Origin of the sequence: Peristeroidobacter agariperforans (assembly GCF_004138335.1) — a bacterium.
Lineage (GTDB): Bacteria > Pseudomonadota > Gammaproteobacteria > Steroidobacterales > Steroidobacteraceae > Steroidobacter > Steroidobacter agariperforans.
In genome coordinates this window covers 1-25,525 of record NZ_RYFW01000007.1, presented here as the reverse complement: position 1 = coordinate 25,525, position 25,525 = coordinate 1, and the positions used below count along the sequence as shown (strand labels likewise).

Here is a 25,525-nt window from a genome sequence, read left to right as displayed (position 1 = left end):
TTAGTTTTCAATCGGCGCGCGTGCGGTATAACCGGCAGCGCGTAAGGCCAGGGCGACTTTCACGGCGTCCACCGTCTCGGCCACGTCGTGGACGCGAAGGATAGCAGCCCCCGCGAGCACGGCGGCCGTGGCGACGGCCAATCCGCCCGCCAGGCGCTGTTCCAACGGCCGGCCCAGCAAGGTCTGGAACATCGACTTACGCGACACTCCGACCAGCAGCGGCAGCCCGGCGTTGAATCCGGGACGGGTCAGCCCAGGCAGGTGCGCCAGCAGGGCGAGATTATGCTCAAGCCGCTTGCCGAATCCGATACCGGGGTCAAGAACCAGGCGATCGCGACCGATTCCCGCCGCCAGACAGACCTCGACCCGCCGCTCGAGGAATGCGGTCACTTCCCCTACTACGTCGTCATAACGGGGCTCGTGCTGCATGGTCCGCGGCTGCCCCTGCATGTGCATGAGGCACACGGCCGCATCGGTGCGAGCCGCCGCGTCGAGCGCGCCAGGCTCTCGCAGAGCGCGAACGTCATTGATCAAACTGGCGCCGGCCGCGACCGCCGCAGACATCACGGCGGCTTTGCTGGTGTCGATGGAGATGGGAATAGTGGTGCGCGCGACGAGCGCTTCGATCACTGGCACGACGCGACGAATCTCTTCTTCTTCGCTCACATCCGCGGCGCCCGGTCGGGTGGACTCCCCGCCCACATCGATCATTCCGGCGCCCTGCTCGATCATGCGTAACGCGTGCTCGACGGCGCGCGATACATCGATGAACTGGCCGCCGTCGGAAAACGAATCCGGCGTGACATTGAGGATGCCCATCACCAGCGGATGGGACAGATCGAGCGTGTGTGGGCCGCAGCGCAGCTGCATAGGATTTGTATCTGGCTGAAACGGAAAGAGGCGCGTTGCCGCGCCTCTCTCCAACTCCTGACTACCAGCCGCTGTCTTAGTGCTGGCTGGCCGGCTTGCCGATCGGGGCTTCACCGCCCTTCTCGCGCTCGCGGCCCTTGCCGCTGCCATTACCGCCGAACGGCGCACCGCTGTCGTCCCAACCGGCAGGCGGCTTCGGATCGCGGCCTTCCATGATGTCCTTGATCTGCGTCTCGTCGATGGTCTCGTACTTGATCAGCGCATCCGACATCTTGTGCAGCTTGTCCAGGTTGGATTCCAGGATGTGCTTGGCGCGCTTGTAGTTGTTGTCGATGAGCAAGCGGACTTCCTCATCGATGGCGTGCGCCGTCACGTCCGACACCTGCTTGTGCTGCGTCACCTGGCGACCCAGGAACACCTCGCCCTGGTCTTCGCTGTAAGTCAGCGGGCCGAGACGATCCGACAGGCCCCACTTCGTGACCATGTTGCGAGCGATTTCGGTCGCGCGCTCGATGTCGTTCGACGCACCGGTTGTGATCGACTCCGGTCCGAAGATGATCTCTTCGGCAATACGGCCGCCGAACAGCGTGCTGATGCGGCTCTCGAGACGGCGCTTGCTGGTGCTGTAGCGATCGGCTTCCGGCAGGAACATCGTCACGCCCAGCGCGCGGCCGCGCGGGATGATGGTGACCTTATAGACCGGGTCGTGCTCGGGCACCGTCAGGCCGATGATGGCGTGACCAGCCTCGTGATACGCGGTGAGCTTCTTCTCCTGCTCGTCCATGACCATGGAGCGGCGCTCGGCGCCCATCATGATCTTGTCCTTGGCGCGCTCGAACTCGTCCATCGTCACGGTACGACGGTTGGCACGCGCGGCGAACAACGCAGCTTCGTTGACCAGGTTGGCGAGGTCGGCGCCAGAGAAGCCAGGCGTACCCCGCGCGATCACCTGCGGCTTCACGTCTTCAGCCAGCGGCAGCTTGCGCATGTGGACTTTCAGGATCTGCTCGCGACCACGCACGTCCGGCAGCGGCACCACGACCTGACGGTCGAAGCGGCCTGGACGCAGCAGCGCCGGATCGAGCACGTCGGGACGGTTGGTGGCAGCGATGACGATCACGCCTTCGGTGCCTTCGAAACCATCCATCTCGACCAGCAACTGGTTCAGGGTCTGCTCGCGCTCGTCATGACCGCCGCCCAGGCCGGCGCCGCGATGGCGACCGACGGCGTCGATTTCGTCGATGAAGATGATGCACGGAGCGTGCTTCTTGGCCTGGTCGAACATGTCACGCACGCGGCTCGCGCCGACGCCGACGAACATTTCGACGAAGTCAGAACCGGAAATCGTGAAGAACGGCACCTTCGCTTCGCCGGCGATGGCGCGGGCGAGCAGCGTCTTACCGGTACCCGGCGAGCCGACCATCAGCACACCACGCGGAATCTTGCCGCCGAGGCGCTGGAACTTGCCCGGGTCCTTGAGGAACTCGACGATCTCGACCACTTCTTCCTTCGCTTCGTCCACGCCCGCGACATCGGCGAACGTGACTTGCACCTGGTCTTCGCCGAGCAGGCGTGCGCGACTCTTGCCGAAGGACATGGCCCCCCTGCCGCCGGCGCCGCCCTGCATCTGGCGCATGAAGTACACCCACACCGCGATCAGCAGCAGGATGGGGAAGGAAGAGATGAACAGCTGCATCAGGAACGACTGACGCTCCGGCGCCGCGCCCGAGAACTTCACGTTGTTGTCCATCAGCGTGCCGATCAGCGCGTTGTTCTCCGTCTCGGGATTGTTGACGGTGAACTGCTCGCCATTGGTGCGGACGCCGCGAATAACGTCGGTGGTCTTGTTGAGGGTGACTTCGGCGACGCCGCCGTCCTTCACCTGTTGCAGGAAGGTGGAGTACGGCATTTCCTGTACTCCGCCGGACCGCGCACTGAAGTTGCTGACCACCGTGGCGACAACCACGGCGATGACGATCCAGAGTACGATGTTCTTGGCTAGGTCGTTCAAAGTCCCATCCTCGTGCGCCTGGTCCTATACCTTCACGGTCAAGAACGCTGGCGGCAGCCTGGAAGTAAATAAGTAGGCGCCGATTGACACTACACCACCGGACCGGGACGCGCCATAACCGACTCCCCGATCCTTAGCAAGCCCAAACCTAAGAGCGACCAGCTTAAGCCTTAAAGTCCCGGCCCAGCAGGTAAAGTTCCGGACTTCGCTGGCGAGACGCATCTGGTTTACGGACCTTGACGCTGGCAAAGCTCGCCCGGAGCTCCTTCACGAACGGTTGAAAGTGTCGTCCCTGGAAAACCTTGACCAGGAAATCGCCCCCTGGACGGAGCCGCTGACGGGCAAATTCCAGTGACAGTTCAACCAGATGCATCGAACGGTCGTGGTCCACATCGGCAATGCCGGTGGTATTGGGGGCCATATCCGACATTACAAGCTGGGGGCGCTCGTCGCCGAGCATTTGTTCCAACTGCGCCAGCACCGCGTCTTCGGAGAAGTCACCCTGCAGGAAGTCGACGCCGACGATGGCATCCATGGGCAGGATGTCCAGGGCCACGATCCGACCCCTGCCCTGCAGAAGCTTAGCCGCAAGCTGGCTCCAGCCGCCCGGAGCGGCGCCCAGATCGACGATGGTCATGCCAGGGCGAATGAGACGATCGGCGCGCTGGATTTCCTCCAACTTGAACACGGCACGCGAGCGATAGCCCATCTGCCGCGCCTGCTTTACGTACGGGTCGCTCTCATGTTCGGCGAGCCATTCCCGGCTCGATTTAGTACGCTTAGCCATGACTCAAGCTCAGCAGCTTTCCGAAAAGCAGAAAAAGTACCTCCGTGGCCTCGCCCACGGCCGCGATCCCATCATTCTCATCGGCTCATCGGGACTGTCGTCCGGGGTCGCCAAGGAGTTCGATCTCGCCCTCGGCGCGCACGAACTGGTGAAAGTGAAAGCCCGCGTCGGCGACCGTGACGAACGGGACAACATTCTCGCCGAACTGGCCAAGCAAAGCGGCAGCTCTTTGGTCCAACGCATCGGCAATGTGGGTGTGTTCTACCGCCCGCACAAGGACAAGCCGAAGATCATTCTCCCGGCCGATTAACGCTCGAGCTGGCGCACCTTCCACACCAGCGCCAGCGCACTCAGACAAGCGATCAGGAACAGCACGGCGGACACGCCGTGAAGCATCCCGAAGCGAGCCATGTCGTTCGCTTCGCGAGCCGCGTTCATCATCGGGCCGAGGATCAGCTCGCTCGTTAGCGGCGCAGCCGCAGTCAGCAGGATCAACCAGAGAATCGTCTTGCTGACAGCGAAGGCTTTGCGGGCGGCGAATAACGCGATCAACAGGATCGCGATGACAACGCCCAGCCAGGTCTCGATGTGAAACAGCCGCGCCGCCATCTGCCCCGCCAGCTTTCGCTCGGGCAGCGTCGCAAACAACTGCGGCGCGACGATGCCACATACCGTCCACAGCGAGCCGGCCCAGAGCGTGACCAGGAACGTCACGCTGAAGTCCAGCACTGTCCGAGCCGGTGGAAGCTCCACAAAAAATAACTGCTGCTGCGTTGTGCGCTAGAGGTATCGGACGCCGACGATCTCGTAGCTCTTCGTGCCGTTGGGCGCGACCACGTCCACGACGTCGCCCTTCGACTTGCCGACGAGCGCACGGGCGATCGGTGAGGAGACCGAGATCAGGCCGTGTTTGATATCCGCTTCGGCGTCGCCGACGATCTGGTAGAGCACCTTGTTGCCGGTGTCCTCGTCTTCCAGGTCGAGGGTCGCGCCGAACACCACTTTATCCGTAGCCGGCAACGACGCGACGTCGATGATTTCCGAGTTCGACAGATGCGCCTCGATGTCCTTGATGCGGCCTTCGATGAAACTCTGCTGCTCGCGCGCAGCGTGATATTCCGCGTTCTCGCTCAAATCGCCATGGGCGCGCGCTTCGGCAATCGCCTGGATCACGCGCGGACGATCTTCGCTCTTCAAACGCTTCAGCTCGACGCGCAGCTTCTCGGCGCCTTTCAAAGTCAACGGCAGACGTTTCACGATGCGATCTCCAACCGCTGGCCGGCCGCGCCTGTCTCGCCGGTGCGCGAGATCTCCTGATGCAGATCCTGCAATCGGTTCACGTCGACCTCATTCATGTGGGCGATGGCATCGCAGGTCGCGAGTCCCGCCGCCACTGTTGTGTAGTACGTGACGCGCTTATGGACCGCTTCACGCCGGATGGAGCGCGACTCGAAGATCGCCTGCTTGCCTTCGGTGGTATTGACGATCAGCGAAATCTCGTCGTTTTTTATCATGTCCACGATGTGAGGGCGACCCTCACGCACCTTGTTCGCCATGCGGCATGGAATTCCCGCATTGGTGATCATTTCCGCGGTGCCAGACGTTGCAACGATTTCAAATCCCTGCGCGACCAGGCGCCGCGCCAGCTGCACTGCCGCGGGTTTATCGCGGTCGCGCACGCTGATCAAACACACGCCGCGCGTCGGCAGGATGACGCCGGACGCGAGCTGCGCCTTCGCATAGGCCTCGCCGAACGAACGGCCGGTGCCCATCACCTCGCCGGTGGATTTCATTTCCGGGCCGAGGATGGGATCGGCCTCGGGGAACTTCGAGAACGGGAACACGGATTCCTTCACCGCGAAGAACTTCGGCACGCGCTCCTCGGTCAAGCCGAGCTCTTTCAACTTCGCGCCAGCCATGACACGCGCCGCCATCTTCGCGAGCGGCACGCCAGTCGCTTTGGAAACGAACGGCACAGTGCGCGAGGCGCGCGGATTGACTTCGAGGATGTAGACGATGCCGCTCTGGATCGCGAACTGAATGTTCATCAGACCGACGACCTTCAATCCGCGAGCGAGCTTGCGCGTCTGTTCCTTCAGATCTTCCTGGGTCTCGGCCGACAGGCTGTTCGGCGGCAGCGAGCAACCCGAGTCGCCCGAGTGCACACCGGCCTGCTCGACGTGCTCCATGATGCCGCCGATATAAACATCCTCGCCGTCGCAGATTGCGTCGACGTCGACTTCGATGGCCTGATCGAGGAAGCGGTCGAGCAGCACGGGGCTGTCGTTCGACACCTTCACTGCATCGGTCATGTAAGTGCGCAGGTCGTCTTCGGTGAAGACCACTTCCATGGCGCGACCGCCGAGCACGTACGACGGGCGCACGACCAGCGGGAAGCCCACCGTCTTCGACATGGTGATGGCCTGCTCTTCGGTGCGGGCCGTGCAATTTGGCGGCTGCTTCAAATTCAGCTGCTGCACGAGCTGCTGGAAGCGCTCGCGGTCTTCGGCAACGTCGATCGCATCCGGCGTCGTGCCGATGATCGGTGCGCCGGCGGCTTCGAGAGCGCGGCACAGCTTCAGCGGCGTCTGGCCACCGTACTGGACGATCACGCCGACCGGTTTTTCTTTATCGATGATCTCCAGCACGTCCTCGAGCGTCAGCGGCTCGAAGTACAGACGATCCGACGTGTCGTAGTCGGTGGAGACCGTTTCGGGATTGCAGTTGACCATGATGGTCTCGTATCCCGCCTCGCGTAGCGCGAGCGCCGCGTGCACGCAGCAGTAGTCGAACTCGATGCCCTGGCCGATGCGATTCGGGCCGCCGCCGAGAATCATGATCTTCTTGCGGTCGGTCGGATTCGCTTCGCACTCCTCGTCATAGGACGAATACATGTACGCGGTCGAAGTGGAGAACTCGGCGGCGCAAGTGTCGACGCGCTTGTACACCGGGCGAATGCCCATGGTGATGCGCTTACGACGTACGCTCGCCTCATCGATGCCGAGCAGCGTCGCCAGGCGACGATCGGAGAAGCCTTTGCGCTTGAGCGTCCACACGCGATCGCGCGTGAAGGCTTCGAGGCCTTGCTCGCGCACTTTTTCCTCTTCGAGCACGATGTCTTGGATCTGCGCGAGGAACCAGGGATCGATGCGCGACAGCGACTGCACTTCGTTGAACGACAGGCCACCGCGGAACGCATCGCCGACGTAGCGCAGGCGATTCGGACCTGGCATGCGCAGTTCTTCGCGCAGCTTGTGCATCTGTTCTTCGGCAATCGGCAGCGACAGCAACGGATCGAGACCGTCGGTGCCGACTTCCATGCTTCGCAGCGCCTTCTGCAGCGACTCCTGGAACGTGCGGCCCATGGCCATCGCCTCGCCCACCGACTTCATCTGAGTCGTGAGGCGATCGTTGGCGCCGGGGAACTTCTCGAACGTGAAGCGCGGAATCTTGGTGACGACGTAATCGATGGTCGGCTCGAACGAGGCCGGCGTCGCGCCGCCCGTGATTTCGTTGCGCAACTCATCGAGCGTGTAGCCCACGGCCAGCTTGGCCGCGACCTTCGCGATCGGAAAGCCCGTCGCCTTCGATGCGAGCGCCGACGAGCGCGACACGCGCGGGTTCATTTCGATGATGAGCAGACGACCGTCGGCGGGATTGAGCGCGAACTGCACGTTCGAGCCGCCGCACTCCACGCCGATCTTGCGCAACACCGCGATCGAGGCGTTGCGCATCATCTGATATTCCTTGTCCGTCAGCGTCTGCGCCGGCGCGACCGTGATCGAGTCGCCGGTGTGCACGCCCATCGGATCCAGATTTTCGATGGAGCAGATGATGATGCAGTTGTCCGCACGATCGCGGACCACTTCCATCTCGTATTCCTTCCAGCCGATCACCGACTCTTCGAGCAGCACTTCGGAAGTCGGCGATGCGTCCAGACCGCGCTCGACGATGGTGACGAACTCTTCGCGGTTGTACGCGATGCCACCGCCCGAGCCGCCCATGGTGAACGAGGGACGAATGATCGTCGGAAAGCCGATCTCGGCCTGCACCGCCAGCGCTTCATCCATGCTGTGCGCGATCTTCGAACGCGGCGACTCCAAGCCGATCTCACGCATGGCGTTGCGAAACTTCTCGCGGTCCTCGGCCATGTCGATGGCTTCGCGAGACGCGGCGATCAGCTCGACGCCGTGCTTTTCCAGCACGCCTTCGCGCACCAGGTCGAGCGCGCAGTTGAGCGCCGTCTGTCCGCCCATCGTGGGCAGCAGTGCGCTGGGACGTTCCTTCTCGATGATCCGTTCCACCGTGCGCCAGTTGATGGGCTCGATGTAAATGGCATCGGCGGACTCCGGGTCCGTCATGATGGTGGCCGGATTGGAGTTCACCAGGATGACGCGGTAGCCCTCTTCCTTGAGCGCTTTGCAGGCCTGCGCACCGGAATAGTCGAACTCACACGCCTGGCCGATGACGATGGGGCCGGCGCCGATGATCAGGATGCTTTTTAGATCGGTACGTTTGGGCATGTGAGATCGGTCAACCTTCGGCGGCACGGCGGCCGTCTTTCGCGGCGGCCGGGGACTGAGTGGACTGCTGGCTGGCAAGCCGCTGGTGAATCATGGCGGTGAACCGGGCGAACAGCTGGCCCACGTCTTGCGGGCCCGGGCTCGCCTCGGGGTGGCCCTGGAAACTGAAGGCCGGGCAGTCGGTGCGCTCGATGCCTTGCAGCGAGCCGTCGAACAGCGACTTGTGGGTCACCTTCACGTTCTCGCCGAGCGTGCTCTCATCCACCGCGAAGCCGTGGTTCTGGCTGGAGATCAGCACGCGGCCGGATGCGATGTCCTGCACCGGATGATTCGCGCCGTGATGGCCGAACTTCATCTTCACCGTCTTCGCATCGCTCGCCAGGCCCAGCAGCTGATGGCCGAGACAGATGCCGAACACCGGAATGTCGGTCTGCAGGAATCTCTTGATCGCCTCGATCGCGTACGTACACGGCTCCGGATCGCCAGGGCCGTTGGACAGGAAGATGCCGTCTGGATTCATCGCGAGCACTTTGTCTGCCGGCGTCTGCGCGGGCACGACCGTTACGCGAGCACCGTGATCGGCGAGACACCGCAGGATGTTGCGCTTGATGCCGTAGTCATAAGCAACCACGTGCACGCGTTGTCCCGGACGTGACTTCGGCCCCTGGTTCTCGCCCCAGTTGGTGCCTTCGTTCCATTGATACACGCGCTTGGTGGAGACGACCTTCGCGAGGTCCATCCCTTTCAAGCCGGGGAATTTGCGCGCGGCGTGCACCGCTGCCGTGGCGTCGGCCTTCTCGCCAGTCATGATGCAGCCGGCGAGCGCGCCCTTCTCTCTCAAGATGCGCGTCAGCTTGCGAGTGTCGATGTCCGCAATGGCGACGATCTTGCCGCGTTGGAGAAAGCTCTCCAGGGATTCAGAGGCGCGCCAGTTGGAATGGACGGCCGGCAAATCACGAATGATCAGACCTGCCGCGTACACCGATGCCGCTTCCAGGTCTTCCGGATTGGTGCCGGTGTTGCCGATGTGCGGATAGGTGAGAGTAACAATCTGTCTGCAATAGGACGGGTCCGTGAGGATTTCCTGATAGCCCGTCATGGCGGTGTTGAACACCACCTCGCCCGTCGTGTTGCCTTTGGCTCCGATGGATCGGCCGTGGAAAACGGTCCCGTCCTCGAGTGCCAGTACAGCGGCCACGTTACCGGTGTGGTTCATGTAGCTCCCGATGTCAGCTGTTTCAGACACGCATGCGGAAGACGAGATGGGCTCTTAAGGCCCTATCCCGCCACAAGTGTTTTCACCGCGTGCTGAAGACGGCAGTCTACGCGAGTCGCCCAAGTGATGAAAGCGAAATGCGCGTGTCTGTCACCCTCTCCCGCTTCAGCGGAAGTCAGGGTTGGGCGTGCATGCCCGATTTAAAGGGGCATCGTCCGAATTACAGACCGAGCACGTCCTGCATCGAGTACAGGCCCGGCGACTTTCCCACCAGCCACTGGGCTGCTTTGACGGCGCCCCGCGCAAAAGCGAGCCGATCGCTGGCGCGATGTGTCAGCTCGATCCGCTCGCCGATGCCCGCAAAGGTCACGGTGTGGTCGCCGACCACATCGCCACCCCGGAAGACCGAGAAGCCGATGGAGCCGCGCTTGCGGGCGCCAGTGTTGCCGTGACGGGAATATTCAGCCGCGTCCGCCAATTTGACATCTCGTCCGTCGGCCGCCGCCGCACCCAGTGCCAGCGCCGTTCCCGAAGGCGCGTCCTTCTTGTTGCGGTGATGAGCTTCGAAGACTTCGATGTCGTAGTCGGCATCGAGCTTGCTCGCTGCCAATTCAACGAGCTTGAGCAGCAGGTTCACGCCCAGGCTCATGTTCGGCGCCATCACGATCGGAATGGATTGCGCTGCGGCCGCAATCTGGGCTCGCACCGCCTCGGTGTGGCCGGTGGTGCCGATGACGAGCGGGCACTTGGCCGCGACACAAGCGGCAAGATTGGCTGCGGTCGCTTCGGGCAAGGTGAAATCGATGGCGACCTGCACGCTACGCAACGCGGCCGCCGGATCGGCCTCAACGGTTACGTCGCGCTTGGCGCCGCCGGTCGCATCGCCCGCGTCCCTGCCGAGCCAGCGACTGTTCGCGGACGCCGTCGCACCGCTCAGCTTCGTGCCCGGCGCTTCATCGATCGCGGCGAGCAGCGCGCGGCCCATCCGGCCGCTGACGCCGAGCACGGCGATCTGCAATGAGTGTTCGGCCATCGGTCGAATCAGCTTCTGATGGTGTCGAAGAAACGTTTTACGCCGTCCAGCCAGGTGCTTTCCCGCGGGCTGTGATTGCGCTTGCTCTCGTGCATCGACGCGTCGAAGGCGCGCAGCAGTTCTTTCTGCTCTTCGGTGAGATTGACCGGCGTCTCGACCACGACGCGACAGAACAAATCTCCCGTCGCTCCGCCGCGCACCGGCTTGACGCCTTTCTCGCGCAGGCGGAACACACGGCCGGACTGAGTTTCTCCGGGCACTTTCAATTCGACATTGCCGCCGAGCGTGGGCACTTCAATCGTGCCGCCGAGCGTCGCGGTCGAGAAACTCACCGGCACTTCGCACGACAGATGACTGCCATCGCGCTCGAAAATCGCATGTTCCTTGACGCGGATCTCGACGTAGAGATCGCCCGCCGGTCCGCCATTGCGCCCGGCCTCGCCTTCGCCCGTCAGGCGAATGCGGTCGCCGTTGTCGACGCCCTGCGGGACTTTAATGTTGAGCGTCTTCTTCTTGCGCAGCCGGCCCTGCCCCAGGCAGGAATCGCACGGCTGACTGATGATCTGGCCCCGGCCTTTGCAACGCGGACAGGTTTGCTGAACCGCGAAGAACCCCTGCTGCATCCGGACCTGACCGGCGCCGTTACAGGTGTCGCAGGTGACCGGCTTCGAGCCGGGCGCCGCGCCCGAACCCGAGCAAGGCTCGCACTCGGTGAGGGTCGTGAATTCGATATCTGCAGAATGGCCGAACACGGCCTGCTCCAGATCGAGCTCGAGGTCGTAGCGCAGGTCGGCGCCACGAAAGACCTGCTGGCGCCCGCCGCGACGGCCGCCGCCGAAAATGTCACCAAACACATCGCCGAAGATGTCGCTGAACGCATCGGAGGCGCTGTAGCCCGCGCCGCCGCGAGCGGCCAGCCCGTCGTGACCGTGCTGATCGTAGATGGCGCGCTTCTGCGCGTCGGTCAGCACCTCGTAAGCTTCCTTGCACTCCTTGAATTTCTCTTCGGCTTCCGCGTCGTTGGGATTGCGGTCGGGGTGAAACTTCATCGCCAGACGGCGATAAGCCTTCTTGATCTCGGCCTCCGTGGCCGTGCGGGCTACATCGAGCACCTTGTAGTAGTCGCGCTTGGACATTCGCGGAAACAACCCCACGCAAAGATGGCGGCATGATGCCTGCGTGCGCCGGCGTCAGCCACCTAAATACAAAGATCGGCCCGGCGGACATAACATCCGCCGGGCCGCCACTGTGCTTACTTCTTCTTGTCTTTGACTTCTTCGAACTCGGCATCGAGCACGTCGTCGTTGCCGCCGCCCGCGCCACCGGCGCCGGCCGAGCCCTGCGGGCCCGCACCCGGACCCGCCGCGCCCGCTTCGGCAGACTGCTGCGCCAGAGCGGCAGTCAGACGGCTCACTTCGGCAGCCTTCTTCTCGATCACATCCTTGTCGTCGCCGCTCAGTGCGCGCTTCAGATCCGACACGGCATTTTCGATGTTGGCGCGATCGGCGGGCGGAACCTTCTCGCCCAGATCCTTCAGCGCCTTCTCGGTACCGTGCACCAGCGCGTCGGCCTTGTTACGCGACTCGACCAGCTCGCGGAACTTGCGATCTTCCTCGGCGTGCGCCTCGGCGTCCTTCACCATGCGCTTGATCTCATCCTCGTTCAGACCCGAGGAGGCCTTGATGACGATCTTCTGTTCCTTGCCGGTGGCCTTGTCCTTCGCCGACACGTTCAGGATGCCGTTGGCATCGATGTCGAACGTGACTTCGATCTGCGGCATGCCGCGCGGCGCCGGCGGAATGCCTTCGAGGTTGAATTGACCGAGCGACTTGTTGTCGTGCGCACGCTGACGCTCACCCTGCAGCACGTGAATGGTCACGGCGCCCTGGTTGTCGTCCGCGGTCGAGAAGGTCTGATTCGCCTTGGTGGGAATCGTGGTGTTCTTCTCGATCAGCTTGGTCATCACGCCACCGAGCGTCTCGATACCGAGCGACAGCGGCGTCACGTCGAGCAGCAACACGTCCTTCACTTCGCCGGACAGCACGCCGCCCTGAATCGCGGCGCCAACGGCCACGGCTTCATCGGGGTTCACGTCCTTGCGTGGCTCCTGGCCAAAGAAGTCCTTCACCTGCTTCTGCACCAGCGGCATGCGGGTCTGGCCGCCGACCAGGATCACTTCGGACACGTCCTTGATGGACAGGCCCGCGTCCTTCAGCGCGATCCGGCACGGCTCGATGGTCTTGTTCACCAGGTCCTCGACCAGCGACTCGAGCTTGGCGCGAGTGAGCTTGATGTTGAGGTGCTTCGGACCGGACGCATCCGCCGTGATGTACGGCAGATTGATTTCGGTCTGCTGGCTGCTGGACAGCTCGATCTTCGCCTTCTCCGCAGCTTCCTTCAGGCGCTGCATGGCGAGCGGATCGCGACGCACGTCGACGCCGCTTTCCTTCTTGAACTCTTCGCCGAGGTAATCGATGACGCGCTTGTCGAAGTCCTCGCCGCCGAGGAACGTGTCGCCGTTGGTCGCGAGCACTTCGAACTGACGCTCGCCGTCGACATCCGCGACTTCGATGATGGAGACGTCGAACGTGCCGCCACCCAGGTCATACACCGCGATCTTGCGATCGCCGCCCTGCTTGTCGAGGCCATAGGCCAGCGCCGCGGCGGTCGGCTCGTTGATGATGCGCTTGACGTTCAGACCGGCGATGCGGCCGGCGTCTTTGGTCGCCTGGCGCTGCGAGTCGTTAAAGTAAGCGGGCACGGTGATGACGGCTTCGGTGACCGTGGTGCCGAGGAAATCCTCGGCAGTCTTCTTCATTTTCTGCAGGATGCGCGCGGAGATTTCCTGCGGGGCCATCTTCTTGCCCTGCACTTCCACCCAGGCGTCGCCGTTGTCGGCCTTGGCAATCTTGTACGGGACCATGTCGACGTCTTTCTGCACGACGTTGTCTTCGAAGCGGCGGCCGATGAGGCGCTTGATCGCGAACAGGGTGTTCTGCGGATTGGTCACCGCCTGGCGCTTCGCGGACTGGCCGACGAGCACTTCATTGTCCTTGGTGAACGCCACGATCGACGGCGTGGTGCGATCGCCTTCGCTGTTCTCGATCACGCGCGGCTTGCCGCCTTCCATGATCGCGACGCACGAGTTGGTCGTGCCGAGGTCGATGCCGATGACTTTGCTCATGGCCCAATGTCTCCTGCAAATGCTTCGTTAGTAATTGGTTCGAAATTCGGTCTGTAAATCTGGCCAGGTGCGCGAGTTTGAGCCCGGTGCTCCGGCCGTCTTGCCGCGATATCTGCGGATCGTGCCGGCGTTTACAAGGCCTTCAGGGGGCTTTTGCGACGATCACGCGCGCCGGGCGCAACAGGCGACCATTCAGCTGGTAACCCTTCTGCACGACCTGGGTGACGCTGTCGGGGACATGCTCGGCCGAGGGCTGCATGGCCATGGCTTCGTGCTGCTCGGGATTGAACGGCTCGCCCAGCGGATCGATCTCGGTCAGCCCGTTCTTCTCGAACGCCTTGGCCAGCAGTTTCAGGGTCGCTTCGGTGCCGGCGCGCAGGGTCTGCGGGTCGCCGGCGGCCAACAGGCCCAGCTCCAGGCTGTCCTTCACGGCGACCAGATCGTTGGCAAATTTGTCGACCGCGTATTTGTGGGCCTGCTCAACATCCCGGGACGCACGCTTGCGAATATTTTCCATCTCGGCGAGCGCGCGCATGTACATGTCGCGGCTTTCCAGCGCTCGCACTTCGGCTGCCTGCAGGGCCGCCTGCAAATCCGCCGCGCCACCTTCCCCAGCGGGGGCGCCATTGGCGCCGGGCGGGCGATCCTGCTCGTTGGGCGTGCTCATGAATCTGATTCTCCTATCGCAAAAAGGGCTCGTGCCCGGCCGGCGACGCCGGTGGCGGGACGCGGTTTCTTTAAAGGGGCGGCATTCTGCCTGATCAGGCGGCCGACCTCAGCCCTGACCTCTCCTGGGGACAGGTCAGGCGCGACGGGAATGGCGGCTCAGGCGCGGGAATTCAAGGCGGAGCCGAGCAGCTTTGCGGTGATATCGACGATGGGGATGATGCGCTCGTAGGCCATCCGCGTTGGACCGATGACCCCCAACACGCCGACGACTTCCTGGTCGAGGGTGTACGGAGCCGTAACTACGCTGCAGTCGTCCAGGATGGTGTAGCCGGATTCCTGGCCGATGAAGATCTGCACACCGTCGGCCTTCAGACTCAGATCGAGCAGGTGCAGGATGTCGCGCTGCTGGGTGAACGCCTCGAACAGGCGCCGCAGCTTCTCGACGTTGGACAGCTCGGCGAAGCTCATCAGGTTGGTCTCGCCGGCGATGACATATTCCATCCGGCCCGAGGCCTGCGACGGCATGACGACGTGCTGCGCCAGATGAATGGCATCGAGCATCACCTGGTTCAGCGACTCGCGTGTTTCCTTGAGCTGATTGAGCAAGTGGTCGCGCACCGCGCTCAATTCCTTGCCGCCGAATTCCTGATTCAAATAGTTCGAGGCGCGGCGCAGCTCCTCGGAGCTGTAGTGACGCTCCAGCTGCACTATTCGGTTCTGCACTTCGCGGCCGTTCACGACCATGATGGCCAGCACGCGGTTGTCCGACAGCGGCACGAATTCGATCTGGCTGAGCGCCGAATGACTCTGTCGCGGCAGTGTCACGACCCCGGCGAGCCGGGTGACGCTCGATAACATCTGGGAAGCAGCGGCCACCAGCGCTTTGTGGTCGGCAGTGTGCTCGCCGAAGCGCGACTGAATCGCGGCGATCTTGTCGTCGTCGAGCGGCTGGTACTTGAGCAGCGTGTCGACGAAAAAGCGATAACCCTTGTCGGTGGGAACGCGGCCCGCCGAGGTGTGCGGCGAAGTGACGAAGCCCAACTCCTCCAGGTCCGCCATGACATTGCGGATGGTCGCCGCGCTCAGGTTCAGCCCCAGATCACGGGACAGAGTGCGGGACCCGACGGGCTGCCCGTCGCGGATGTAATGTTCGACCAGCAGCTTCAGCAACTGCTGGGAACGTTCATTCAGCGGTTCGTCGTTCAGGGTCGGCATCGTAACGGTTCGGGCGGCTTGGTTCGTGGGGCGCTTTGCCCCGCCGCATCTAGGACTCAAACCTATGTGACAGAAGGCATTTTGCACCAGCTGCAATGCGGTGCCGACTGTCCAAGTGAAGCTAAGCACCGCGCGAGGCGCTGTCAAGCAGACCGCCCCTTAGTCGAGCGGGCGTTCGATAAGGGCTATCTTGGGTCCAGTCGCCGGTTCACAACTGTATTCGCGTGGCTGGCTGACATGGGTCCGTGCTACAAACCGCATCCATGTCCGCAGCGCCCCAACCCTTTCAAACCATCGCCATCATCGGCAACACGCGTGACTCGCGGGTTGTCGAATCCTTGCAGGTTTTGGCCGCTCATCTGCACAGCCGTGCGCGGCGCGTGCTCGTGGATGCGGCCACGAGCGTCGACTACCGCGGCGTCACGGTCGAGCGCTTACCTGAATCGGATCTATGCGCGACGGCCGACCTGCTGATCGCAGTGGGCGGCGACGGCTCTATGTTGCACGCGGCCCGGCTCGCCGCGCCGCGCTCTCTGCCGGTCCTCGGCATCAATCGCGGCCGGCTCGGATTTCTCGCCGACATCGGCCCGAGCGAGCTGACCACGCGCGTCGATGAGATTCTCGCCGGTCGCTATGTGAGCGATCAGCGCGCGATGCTGCAAGCAACCTTGAGCTCTCCCGGTCAGCCCGATCGCCATTGCAACGGCCTGAACGACGTCGTCCTGCAGAAGTGGCAGACCGGTCGCATCCTGGATTTCGAGACCTACATCGACGGCCGCTACGTGAACACACACGGCGGCGACGGTTTAGTCATTGCGACGGCGACCGGCTCGACCGCGTACGCGCTGTCGTGTGGCGGTCCGATCCTGTATCCGGGTCTGGATGCGCTGGTGCTCGCGCCGATCTGTCCGCACACTTTGTCGGATCGACCGATCGTGGTCCGGAGCAATGCCATCATTGAAGTGCGCCTGCTCGATCGACCGGATAGCAACGGACAGGTCACTTGCGACGGTGTATCGCTGGGCGCGTTGTCGCAGGGAGATCGCCTGGTCGTTCAACCCGCCGCGAGCAACGTGACCCTCCTCCACCCCGCCGATCACGATTACTATCGCACGCTGCGCTCGAAGCTGCGCTGGGGCCGCGGTGACCGTACCGCTCCCTACCCAACCTCGGAATAACTTCCTCCAACGCGAAGATGCTCACTCATATTCAGATCCGCGACTTTGCCATCATCGACGCGGTCGAGCTGGAGCTTGGCCCCGGCTTGACGGTGCTCACCGGCGAGACCGGCGCGGGCAAGTCGATCCTTGTCGATGCGCTGCTGCTCGCGGCCGGCGGACGCGCGGGCGCCGAAGTCGTTCGTCACGGCGCCGAACGGGCCGAAGTGTCAGCGACGTTCGCCATCGAAAAGAATGCCGCGGCCCACGCCTGGCTCAACGAACAATCCATCGAGCACGAAGGCGAATGCCTGCTGCGTCGAGTGATCTCCGCGGACGGTCGCTCGCGCGCGTACGTCAACGGACAAACGATGTCCGTGCAATCGCTGCGTCAGCTCGGCGAGACGCTCGTCGATGTGCACGGACAGATGGAATATCAATCCCTGGTTCGTCGCTCCGCGCAGCGCGAACTGCTCGACCAGAGCGGCGAGCATCGCGAGCTGGTGAGCGCTGTGAGCGAGGCATGGCGCACGTTGTCGCAGGTCAAAGAGGAACGCGATCGTGCGGCCGCATCGGTGCAGGATCGCGAGGCTCGTCTAGAGCTGCTGCGCTATCACTTGAGCGAGCTGCAAGCGCTCGACCTCAAGGAAGGTGAAGCTGAAGAGCTCGCCGCCGAACGGACGCGTCTGTCACAGCGCGGGCGACTCGCATCCGGCGCGCGCGAAATCATCCAACTGCTGCGTGAAGCTGAAGATGTGAGCGCTGAGCAAGCCATCTCGCGAGCACTGAGCACCGCGCGTCACGTCGGCGAGTTGGATCCGACGTTCGCACCGATGGGGCAGCTGATCGAGGAGAGCCTGATCGCACTTCGCGAAGGCGTCGAAGCGGTGGAGCGTTACGAGTCCGATCTCGATGCCGATCCGCAGCGGCAGGAGTGGGTCGAAGAGCGGCTCGCGACCATGGAATCGATCGCGCGCAAACATCGCGTCGAAGTCAGCGCCCTGCTCGGCTTGCAAGCGGATCTGCAGCAGGAGTTCCAGCGGCTCGATTCGCTGGAAGCGTCGATGGCGCAGATCGAGAAGCGACTGGAAGAGGCGCAGAAAAAATTCGGTGCGGCGTGCGACAAACTCACGGCTGCGCGCAAAGCCGCCGCGAAAGCGTTGAGCACGAGCATCAGCGCATTGATGCAAACCCTCGGCATGCCGGGCGGCAAGTTCCAGATCGATGTGCGCTCCGCCGAATCGGCCGGCGTGAATGGCGCCGATGACATCGAGTTTCTGGTCAGCGCCAATCCAGGTCAGCCACCCCGCGCGCTCGCCAAAGTGGCGTCGGGCGGTGAGTTGTCACGCATCAGCCTGGCCATTCAGGTTGCCGCTGTGCAGACCGATGCCATGGCCGACTCTCTGGCGTGCCTGGTGTTCGACGAAGTCGATGCCGGCGTCGGTGGCGGTGTGGCCGAGATCGTCGGCCGCCAGCTGCGGACTCTCGGCGAACGGGCGCAAGCCCTGTGCGTCACCCATCTGCCGCAGGTCGCCAGCCAGGCTCACGCACATGTGCGAGTCACGAAACTCACGGATGGCAAAACCACCCGCACGGCTTTGCACCCGCTGACCGCGGATGAGCGCATCGAGGAAATCGCGCGCATGCTGGGCGGTATCAATGTGACGGATAAGGCGCGGGAACATGCCGCGGAGATGCTGCGGCCGGCGCCTGCCAAGGGTCCGGCCAAAGCGGCGACTGGCGCCGCGAAGGCTCCGGCCAAGGCTGCCGCCCCGGCTGCGAAGAAGAAGCCGGCGCGGCGCTGAGCCGTTTGGGGTCGCGTCAGTTGCGACCCTTCTGGTTTCGCGCCGGGCAGTCCGGCCGGCTGCAGTAGCCGTACAGGATCATGGAATGATCCTTCAGCTCGTACTTCAGGCGAGCCGCAACCTGCCGCTGCCGCTCTTCGATGCCGGCATCCATGAACTCTTCCACCCGGCCGCAGCCTAAGCAGACGATGTGGTCGTGGTGCTGGCCCTCGTTGAGCTCGAACACCGCCGTGGTGCCCTCGAAGTGATGACGCGTAACCAGCCCCGCGGCCTCGAACTGCGTCAAGACCCGGTACACCGTGGCAAGGCCGATATCCTCGTGAGACTCAAGCAAGTGCTTATAAATGTCTTCCGCGCTCATGTGTCGCGGCGTGGCCGTGCCGAGAATCTCGAGAATCTTTATACGCGGCAGCGTGACTTTGAGCCCGGCCTTGCGTAAGTCTTGGGTTTCCACGTGTTTGGTCCTCAGATCGAACGTCGGCGAGCGTTTCGCTGCGAGACCGACCACTTTTGAGTATCATCCTGCCGCATTATCTCGCAGCCCAGCCGCTGGCTCCACCCCGAAATGACACGAATCAAGTACACCTGGTCCTGCCTTCGAGTGCGAGCACTGGCCTCGCTGATCGCCACCGCGCTGCTGGCCGGCGGGCTGTCAGGATGCGTCCATCGCGTCGATATTCAACAAGGCAACTTTCTCGACAAAGAGGACATCGACCGCGTAGCGGTCGGCATGACCCGCGTCCAGGTGCGATCGCTTCTCGGTACGCCCATGGTGGCGGATCCCTTCGTGAGCACGCGCTGGGATTACATGTACTACTTCAAACGCGGCCGCTGGAGCGCGCCACAGAAGCGTCATTTCATCGTGTTCTTCGATGCCACGGACAAAGTCCAGCGCATCGATCGGCCGACCGATACGGTGCCGAATCTGGTGAAGCCACCCCAAGCGAAGACCGCGGCAACGAATTGAAGCGAGTTATTTTCGTCGCTGGGATTCGGCGCGGCTGCGCGCGGCCGCTTCGCGCCGGCTCTGTTTAGGATCGATCAGCAGCGGCCGCAGGATTTCGATGCGGTCGCCATCGCGCAGCTCATAGGTCAGCGGCACTGCCCGCCCGAAAATGGCGCATTCCAAGGGACGCGCCGCAGCTTCCGGAAATTTTTGCAGCAGGCCGGAGCGATTCACCGCCTCGGTGAGCGAGGTGCCCGGCGGCACTTGCAGATCGACGCTCGGCTGGCGATCCGGCAGTGCGTACACCACGCGGATGTGCAGTAACTCACTTTTTTCCATACACGGCGCGAGCGCGGTCGACGAAAGCGTCGATCAACTCGCTGCAGTTCTTCTCGAACGTGCGCGACAACAGCATGCCGAGCATGGCGTTGGCGAACTCGAAACGGACCGTGAGCCCTACCTTGACGCCTTTGTCGCCCAGCGGCGTGAACGTCCAGCGGCCTTCGAAGGTCTTGAAAGGGCCGGCCACCAGCGTCATTAACATCTCGGTGGGACGTTTCAGAAAATTGCGCGTCGTGAACGTCTCGCGCACGCCCGCTTTGTGCATTTCCAGCGTGCCAGTGACCTGTTCCGGCGTGCTCTCCAGCTTCGTTGCCGCGGAAATCCACGGCACGAACTGCGGATACTGCTCAATGTCCTCGACCAGCGCGAACATTTGTTCGGCTGAATAGGGCACCAGGGCACTTCGAGTTACTTCACGCATGCGCCGGCACGGTACAATCCGCGCCCTCTATGAGCAAGCAGAAAGCCGACAACAACCCGACCATCGCCGAGAACCGCCAGGCGCGCCACGAGTACTTCATCGAGGAGACTTACGAGGCCGGCCTGTCGTTACAGGGGTGGGAGGTCAAGAGCATGCGTGCAGGGCGCGTACAGCTGAAGGAAGCGTACGTGTTCCTGAAGAACGCGGAAGCCTTCCTGTACGGCGCGCACGTCTCTGCCCTGCCCACTGCGTCCACGCACGTCATCCCCGACCCGATCCGCACGCGAAAGCTGTTGCTGAACCGCGCGGAACTGAGCCGGCTGGTCGGCGCCGTCGAGCGCAAGGGTTACACCTTGGTGCCGCTGGAAATGTATTGGAAAGCTGGGCGCGCCAAGTTGCGCATCGGCCTCGCCAAGGGCAAGAAGGAACACGACAAGCGTGCCACCTCGAAGGACCGCGATTGGCAGCGTGAAAAATCGCGCTTGATGAAACATTCGAAACGCTGAGTCGCAGCGCTTCACCGCTTCGTGCGGTTTACTTCGCCGCTCGACCGAGCGCCGCCTGCAGCAACGTCACGATTCGCTCCGGCGCAATCTCCGGCGCCGATGCGCGCCTCACGTTCGACAGCGTGATCAGCTTATCGCCCGACAGCACACCCGCGGCCGTACCGTTGAAATAGGCCGCGTCTCCCACGCCCTTGAGGCCGATCTCCTTCTTGCCCATCGACAGCAACCGGACCCTGCTCTCGTACGCAGCTTTGCCGCGTGAAGCGATCACATTTAGCGCCAGCTTCCGCGTGGGCGCAGCTACTTCGGCGTACGTGCATAAAGCGGATCCGTCGGCAGCTTTGCCTTCCTGTCCCGCGATGAACTCTCGCCCCGTCGCCGCTCGAAGCTCCTCCGGCGTCACCAGGCATGCGGCCGCGGATGCACCAGCCGGCACTCCCATCGTCACCAGCAGCAAGGTGGTGAGCACTCGCAAGGGGCGGATTTCCATTCAGCAACTCCTACGTTCTTCTTGGTCGATTCCCTCGGCGCACGAAGGATAGGAGACGCCGTGCTTTTGGCAAGCGCATTTCGTGACTGGCAGCCCTTGTGATCCTGGCTTTTGCCCTTACACTAGCGCCGTTGCCACGAGTGGCGACACCTTACGGGGGCGACCGGCTTCGACGTGGGTGGCGAAACTCCAGGTGCATGCGGAGTTGTAGGTAACTCCTTAAACTGCTTACAAACTTATAGTTGCAAACGACGACAACTACGCTCTGGCGGCTTAATCCCGCCTAACCTCCGCCTGGTATGTGCTTGTGCATCCAGATTGGGGGACGCGCTCACAAGCTCGCGAGTCGGTGTGCTACAGGCCGCCTCGTTAAAACGCTCTGCAGCTGGTCGTTCGTCTTCCCTGCTCCTCGGGTAGCGCGCGGCGAGATACAAAGAGTGAGCTAAGCATGTAGGTCCTGTAGCGTAGTGCTTGCGGACGCGGGTTCGATTCCCGCCGCCTCCACCATCACCTGTTCCGAGGACATCCAAGAAGATCCATAAGTCCTCGGAATTACTCGAAAACCCCGAGAATTCCAGCTTCGGATGACTGCTGTCGTCCGTTGACATCTTAGACCTGTCGGGGGCAACTTCAAGGGGTAACTGGAGGCGACCTGTCGCCGACACGGAGAGTTACCCCAATGCCGTTGACCAATGTTCAGGTCCAAAACGCAAAGCCTCGCGAGAAGGATTGGAAGCTCTACGACGAGAAAGGACTGTTCCTGCTCATCCGCGCCGCCGGCCACAAATGGTGGCGGTTCAAGTATCGCTACGGCGCTCGCGCCGATGGCAAGCCGGGAAAAGCAGAGAAGAATTTATCACTCGGCGTCTTTCCCGAGGTGTCGTTGAAGCGCGCTCGCGAGAAGCGAGACGAGGCGCGGCGACTACTCGCCGACAACATCGATCCCAGCACTCACCGGAAGCAGGAAGAACACCAGAGGCGCGTCTCCCAGCTTCAAACGTTCGAAGCCGTGGCCCGCGAATGGCTGACGAAGCAAGGCTGGGGCGAGAGTCACGGCGCGCGCAACGCGCGGAGGTTGGAGCAGCACGTCTTTCCGTGGGTGGGCTCGCTCGGCATCAGTGGCATCAAGCGCGCGCAGATCAAAGAGGTTTTGCACAGGATAGAAAAGACGGGGCACATCGAGACTGCCTACCGTGTGCTTCAACTGATTCGCTCGATCTTCGAATACGCGATTGCGGAGGAAATCTGCGAACACTCGCCATGCTTGGGCTTGTCGAAGACGCTGTCGGCGCGGCCGACTCGTCATCACGCGACCATCACGGACCCGAAGCAAGTCGGCGAGCTGCTGAGAGCCATCGAGGGCTATGGGGGTACGTTCCCAGTCGCCTGCGCTCTTCGCCTCGCTCCGCTCCTGTTTGTTCGGCCTGGCGAACTTCGACAAGCTGACTGGTCGGAATTCGATCTCGACGGCGCGCACCCGCAGTGGCGCATTCCGGCCGCGAGAATGAAGATGCGCGAGCAGCACATCGTGCCGCTGGCGAAACAAGCCGTCGCTATCCTTCGCGAGCTACAGCCGCTCACCGGCCCAACTGGCCTCGTCTTTCCTGGACTGAGAAGTCTTGCGCGGCCGATGAGCGAGAACACCTTGAACGCCGCCCTGCGTCGCATCGGCTACGACAAAGAAACAATGACCGCGCATGGGTTCAGATCGCTGGCTAGCTCGATCCTAAATGAGCAGCACTGGCATAAAGACGCGATCGAGAGGCAACTGGCTCATGGCGAGCGGGACAAGATTCGGGCCGCGTACAACCACGCGGACTACCTGCCGGAGCGGCGGAAGATGATGCAAGCCTGGGCGGACTATCTGGACGGCCTGCGTGGTTGCGGCCCAATAACCGCCGCGGATCGATGAACTGGAACCCACGAAGCCAATAGATCCGCTGCAACAATGACTCTAAAATCAATTTGTTATGTCGCGCATGAGAAGCCAGGACGAACTTGACTTACATGCCGGCTCGAACGTGGTTAATTCGTGGTCGATCCGTGGTAAGGTGAGGGTCCAGCAGGAGTCTCCCCCCATGCCAACAGCACAATCGTCCAACGCGGCCTTTCGCCCGATCACCGGACACATCGCGCCGGATATCTTGGGGTTCTATCGAGACGGCCAGCCAGACTACAAGCGTGTAGCCGACGTGGTGAAACTCACCAAGGAAGATCTCGGCAAGATCTCCAAGGTTTCCAAATCCTCGGTGCGCTTCGACGACGCAATTCCGGCGGCGACAGCGATACGACTGCGCGAGATCGCCAACATCGCAAATCTCGTTGCCGAATTCTTCGACGGCGACATTCATAAGGTCGCTCTTTGGTTTGAGCTGCCGAATCCACACCTCGGGAACGTGTCGCCCCGAACAATGATTCGCGGCGACCGCTACAAGCGCCTTCTAAACTTCGTGCTGGAATCGAGGGAAGCGGAATTGGCTGCCGCTTATCAGCAGCGGAAGCGCGGCTAGTCTGCGCGACCTAAGAGCTATTCTTGGTGGCGAAAAGGAAGAGACATAGTAAGGTCACCTCGAATCGTCGAGTCTTGCTGGAACTGTTCACTGAGCAAGACCTCGAACTATGGTCGAGCCGGTCTCAAGATGCGCAGCGCTACAGCGACTATGTTTACTTTGATCTTGAACGCCAGCGGGCCGCTCATCACGACCAACTCTGCGAAGCTTTGCGTTCGTCAGGGTCAATAGAAATTGACCTTGAGCATTGGGCTCGCGTGTGCGATTACCGATGGAGTCTTGAACCGCTCTCGCCGGCCGGTAGCCTCAAAGGCATCGGCGGTCGATTCAACATTGGGTCGGATCTCGATCGAGCCCGCGGCCAGGAATTTCCGGCGCTGTACATTGCCGAGAATGTCGAAACCGCATACTTTGAATTTTTTGGTGGCCGTCCTGAGACGCGCGGCCCCGGTGGGTTATCCCTTCAAGAATTGGCGCTTCGGCGTAAGACCTCGTTTGTAACCTTCGCGCTTCGCGGCCGCGCCGAGAACGTACTCGACTTGCGCAGTTCCAGCACTATTCGCGATTTCGCAAAGATCATCGCAAAATTTGAGCTGTCTTCGGATACACGCCGATTCGCACGAAAGATCAACCTCCCCCTTCGCGCACTCATGCGCACCGCAAGAGATGTTCATAAGCGCCTACTCGCCCCGCCCAAGGAATGGCGCACTGAGCCTCAGCTCTTTGGAATTCCCGCCCCAAATCAGATTTTCAGTCGCTATGCACGGGGCGCCGGATTCGAGGGTGTGCTCTATCCATCTCAACAAGGCGGTACATTGTGCCTGGCTGTGTACCCTGAAAATCTTCGCAACGGCAGCACCCGTATCGAAGTCGTCGGTGGTGCCCCGCCGGCGGCGCGATGCCTCGTAATGGATAAGGACAATATCTGCCTTGTGCCCTGACCAAGATATTCGCAGTCTTCCAACCGCACTTCGCACAGTACGCGACGCGCTGTTAGGGCGCCGGCGATCCCGCATGGCCGGTGATGCCCGGGGCATCACCTGACTCATGGGCGCAGGCGCGAAGCCGTGATGCTTCGAGCACCGATCAACGAAACGCAGAGCCTTGGAAAAAGCAAACCCCGCCTGAAGCGGGGTTCGTACGCCGATCCTCTTGGCTATCCCACTCATGGTGTGGACCCTTTCGGGCGGGTCGACGCGTGAGTCGGCTATGGCGTCAGGGCGGATGTTAAGCCATTGGAGCCCGACTGCAAGGGCGCCAGCGAAGATCGACCAGCAACCAATACGCGAGGATCGCCCATGAGCGATGCCACAACTCGGAACTACCGATCGCGCTCTATTAAGCGAGGAACGACGAGATTCGCAGTACAAGGACTGGAGACTGATCGAGAATTGATCAGAACGCTCGCTCGGCGCTTGGCAGAAGGCGGACCTGCGTCAATCTCCATGCGGGCAACCGTGAGTCAGCTCATTGCGGCTGGCGGGCCTCCGAAGGGGCGGATTCTGACGGCCTTGCGACGTTCACCCCTTGCCGACGCCGATCTCCAGATTTCCAGAGAACGCCTAGCCGGCCGGCCCCAGCGCTCCCACGAGAGCGAGTGATGCCAGTGGCATCACTCGGCACGGCAAGTACACCAGCCCCCGTACCGAAAAGCGACTCAGCGTCGCTCATTTGCTTCCCCGCGGTCAAACTTGAAATCGGCAGCCAGACGACTGTCATCGGTCACGCAAAACTCCCCAGCTACGGTCACTTAAAATTCCTCACCCTCCTGTTCTGGCCGGAGGGTCATCCGATGTTGGACGATGTCATCGACGGGCAGACCATGGCGCCACCGAGCAAG

Annotated in this window: 25 protein-coding genes and 1 other RNA gene; 10 read left to right on the top strand and 16 right to left on the bottom strand. The window is 62.3% G+C overall.

The genetic code is table 11. The annotated features are described in order from the left end of the window. The 3 genes from folP to rlmE form a co-directional block, all read right to left on the bottom strand. Window positions 1-870 (bottom strand): dihydropteroate synthase, encoded by an 870-nt coding sequence (gene folP, locus EK373_RS30610; protein ID WP_129649148.1) that lies wholly within the window; start codon window positions 868-870, stop codon window positions 1-3. 76 nt (window positions 871-946) lie between these two features. After that, window positions 947-2,881: an ATP-dependent zinc metalloprotease FtsH gene (gene ftsH / locus EK373_RS30605; protein WP_129649146.1), complete on the bottom strand. Its 1,935-nt coding sequence runs from the start codon at window positions 2,879-2,881 to the stop codon at window positions 947-949. A gap of 163 nt (window positions 2,882-3,044) precedes the next feature. After that, window positions 3,045-3,668 carry a 23S rRNA (uridine(2552)-2'-O)-methyltransferase RlmE gene (gene rlmE, locus EK373_RS30600; protein ID WP_129649144.1) on the bottom strand — a complete coding sequence of 208 codons (624 nt, stop codon included), beginning with the start codon at window positions 3,666-3,668 and terminating at the stop codon, window positions 3,045-3,047. Here rlmE and yhbY point away from each other — a divergent pair. Beyond that, the gene (gene yhbY / locus EK373_RS30595; protein WP_129649142.1) at window positions 3,667-3,978 is read left to right on the top strand and encodes a ribosome assembly RNA-binding protein YhbY; all 312 of its coding nucleotides are present in this window, start codon (window positions 3,667-3,669) and stop codon (window positions 3,976-3,978) included. The genes rlmE and yhbY overlap by 2 nt on opposite strands. Here the strand turns inward: yhbY and EK373_RS30590 are convergent. The 9 genes from EK373_RS30590 to hrcA all read right to left on the bottom strand — a co-directional run bounded on the left by EK373_RS30590 (window position 3,975) and on the right by hrcA (window position 15,508). After that, a complete protein-coding gene (locus EK373_RS30590) occupies window positions 3,975-4,421 on the bottom strand; it encodes a DUF4149 domain-containing protein (RefSeq protein ID WP_129649140.1) in 447 nt (148 codons plus the stop codon). The two genes, yhbY and EK373_RS30590, sit on opposite strands and share 4 nt — an antisense overlap. A 27-nt stretch (window positions 4,422-4,448) precedes the next feature. Beyond that, entirely contained in the window at window positions 4,449-4,925 is a 477-nt protein-coding gene (greA, locus tag EK373_RS30585) for a transcription elongation factor GreA (RefSeq protein WP_129649138.1), read from the bottom strand. Further along, window positions 4,922-8,191, bottom strand: a complete 3,270-nt coding sequence (gene carB / locus EK373_RS30580) for a carbamoyl-phosphate synthase large subunit (protein ID WP_129649136.1) — start codon at window positions 8,189-8,191, stop codon at window positions 4,922-4,924. The genes greA and carB overlap by 4 nt, the downstream gene beginning before the upstream one ends. 10 nt (window positions 8,192-8,201) lie before the next feature. Then, window positions 8,202-9,407 carry a glutamine-hydrolyzing carbamoyl-phosphate synthase small subunit gene (carA, locus tag EK373_RS30575; protein WP_129649134.1) on the bottom strand — a complete coding sequence of 402 codons (1,206 nt, stop codon included), beginning with the start codon at window positions 9,405-9,407 and terminating at the stop codon, window positions 8,202-8,204. Between the two features lie 220 nt (window positions 9,408-9,627). Next, the gene (gene dapB / locus EK373_RS30570) at window positions 9,628-10,440 is read right to left on the bottom strand and encodes a 4-hydroxy-tetrahydrodipicolinate reductase (RefSeq protein ID WP_129649132.1); all 813 of its coding nucleotides are present in this window, start codon (window positions 10,438-10,440) and stop codon (window positions 9,628-9,630) included. 8 nt (window positions 10,441-10,448) lie between these two features. Beyond that, window positions 10,449-11,576 carry a molecular chaperone DnaJ gene (gene dnaJ / locus EK373_RS30565; protein WP_129649130.1) on the bottom strand — a complete coding sequence of 376 codons (1,128 nt, stop codon included), beginning with the start codon at window positions 11,574-11,576 and terminating at the stop codon, window positions 10,449-10,451. 116 nt (window positions 11,577-11,692) lie between these two features. Then, complete coding sequence (dnaK, locus tag EK373_RS30560) at window positions 11,693-13,624, bottom strand: molecular chaperone DnaK (RefSeq protein ID WP_129649128.1); 1,932 nt, start codon at window positions 13,622-13,624, stop codon at window positions 11,693-11,695. Between the two features lie 142 nt (window positions 13,625-13,766). Continuing rightward, window positions 13,767-14,291: a nucleotide exchange factor GrpE gene (gene grpE / locus EK373_RS30555; RefSeq protein WP_129649127.1), complete on the bottom strand. Its 525-nt coding sequence runs from the start codon at window positions 14,289-14,291 to the stop codon at window positions 13,767-13,769. Between the two features lie 158 nt (window positions 14,292-14,449). Beyond that, on the bottom strand, window positions 14,450-15,508 hold the full coding sequence (gene hrcA, locus EK373_RS30550) for a heat-inducible transcriptional repressor HrcA (RefSeq protein ID WP_129649126.1): 1,059 nt from the start codon (window positions 15,506-15,508) through the stop codon (window positions 14,450-14,452). A 263-nt stretch (window positions 15,509-15,771) separates the two neighbouring features. On the opposite strand from hrcA, the gene EK373_RS30545 reads away from it, so the two are divergent. Both EK373_RS30545 and recN read left to right on the top strand, forming a co-directional pair. Continuing rightward, window positions 15,772-16,686, top strand: a complete 915-nt coding sequence (locus tag EK373_RS30545; protein ID WP_129649125.1) for an NAD(+) kinase — start codon at window positions 15,772-15,774, stop codon at window positions 16,684-16,686. Between the two features lie 17 nt (window positions 16,687-16,703). After that, window positions 16,704-18,470 carry a DNA repair protein RecN gene (gene recN, locus EK373_RS30540; RefSeq protein ID WP_129649124.1) on the top strand — a complete coding sequence of 589 codons (1,767 nt, stop codon included), beginning with the start codon at window positions 16,704-16,706 and terminating at the stop codon, window positions 18,468-18,470. Window positions 18,471-18,486: 16 nt separating this feature from the next. On the opposite strand, the gene fur is transcribed toward recN, so the two are convergent. Next, window positions 18,487-18,924 (bottom strand): ferric iron uptake transcriptional regulator, encoded by a 438-nt coding sequence (gene fur, locus EK373_RS30535; protein ID WP_129649123.1) that lies wholly within the window; start codon window positions 18,922-18,924, stop codon window positions 18,487-18,489. Window positions 18,925-19,035: 111 nt separating this feature from the next. Here fur and EK373_RS30530 point away from each other — a divergent pair, with 111 nt between their 5' ends. After that, window positions 19,036-19,437, top strand: a complete 402-nt coding sequence (locus EK373_RS30530; protein WP_129649122.1) for an outer membrane protein assembly factor BamE — start codon at window positions 19,036-19,038, stop codon at window positions 19,435-19,437. Between the two features lie 6 nt (window positions 19,438-19,443). Here EK373_RS30530 and EK373_RS30525 read toward each other — a convergent pair whose 3' ends face one another. Both EK373_RS30525 and EK373_RS30520 read right to left on the bottom strand, forming a co-directional pair. Then, entirely contained in the window at window positions 19,444-19,755 is a 312-nt protein-coding gene (locus EK373_RS30525; RefSeq protein WP_129649121.1) for an RnfH family protein, read from the bottom strand. Next, window positions 19,742-20,179 carry a type II toxin-antitoxin system RatA family toxin gene (locus EK373_RS30520; RefSeq protein WP_129649120.1) on the bottom strand — a complete coding sequence of 146 codons (438 nt, stop codon included), beginning with the start codon at window positions 20,177-20,179 and terminating at the stop codon, window positions 19,742-19,744. Before EK373_RS30520 ends, EK373_RS30525 begins: the two co-directional genes overlap by 14 nt. Before the next feature lie 29 nt (window positions 20,180-20,208). Between EK373_RS30520 and smpB the strand changes: the two genes are divergently transcribed. Continuing rightward, a complete protein-coding gene (smpB, locus tag EK373_RS30515; RefSeq protein ID WP_129649118.1) occupies window positions 20,209-20,685 on the top strand; it encodes an SsrA-binding protein SmpB in 477 nt (158 codons plus the stop codon). 28 nt (window positions 20,686-20,713) lie between these two features. Here smpB and EK373_RS30510 read toward each other — a convergent pair whose 3' ends face one another. Beyond that, window positions 20,714-21,175, bottom strand: coding sequence for a hypothetical protein (locus tag EK373_RS30510; RefSeq protein WP_129649116.1), 462 nt, complete (start codon window positions 21,173-21,175; stop codon window positions 20,714-20,716). Between the two features lie 155 nt (window positions 21,176-21,330). Between EK373_RS30510 and ssrA the strand changes: the two genes are divergently transcribed. The 5 genes from ssrA to EK373_RS33880 all read left to right on the top strand — a co-directional run. Then, window positions 21,331-21,682: a transfer-messenger RNA gene (ssrA, locus tag EK373_RS30505) on the top strand. A gap of 172 nt (window positions 21,683-21,854) precedes the next feature. Next, window positions 21,855-23,087 (top strand): tyrosine-type recombinase/integrase, encoded by a 1,233-nt coding sequence (locus EK373_RS30500; protein WP_129649114.1) that lies wholly within the window; start codon window positions 21,855-21,857, stop codon window positions 23,085-23,087. Window positions 23,088-23,145: 58 nt separating this feature from the next. Then, complete coding sequence (locus EK373_RS30495) at window positions 23,146-23,685, top strand: hypothetical protein (RefSeq protein ID WP_129649112.1); 540 nt, start codon at window positions 23,146-23,148, stop codon at window positions 23,683-23,685. Between the two features lie 74 nt (window positions 23,686-23,759). Beyond that, a complete protein-coding gene (locus tag EK373_RS30490; protein ID WP_157994617.1) occupies window positions 23,760-24,626 on the top strand; it encodes an RES family NAD+ phosphorylase in 867 nt (288 codons plus the stop codon). Between the two features lie 659 nt (window positions 24,627-25,285). Further along, on the top strand, window positions 25,286-25,525 hold a 240-nt coding region (locus EK373_RS33880; RefSeq protein ID WP_232831398.1), incomplete at its 3' end, for a hypothetical protein.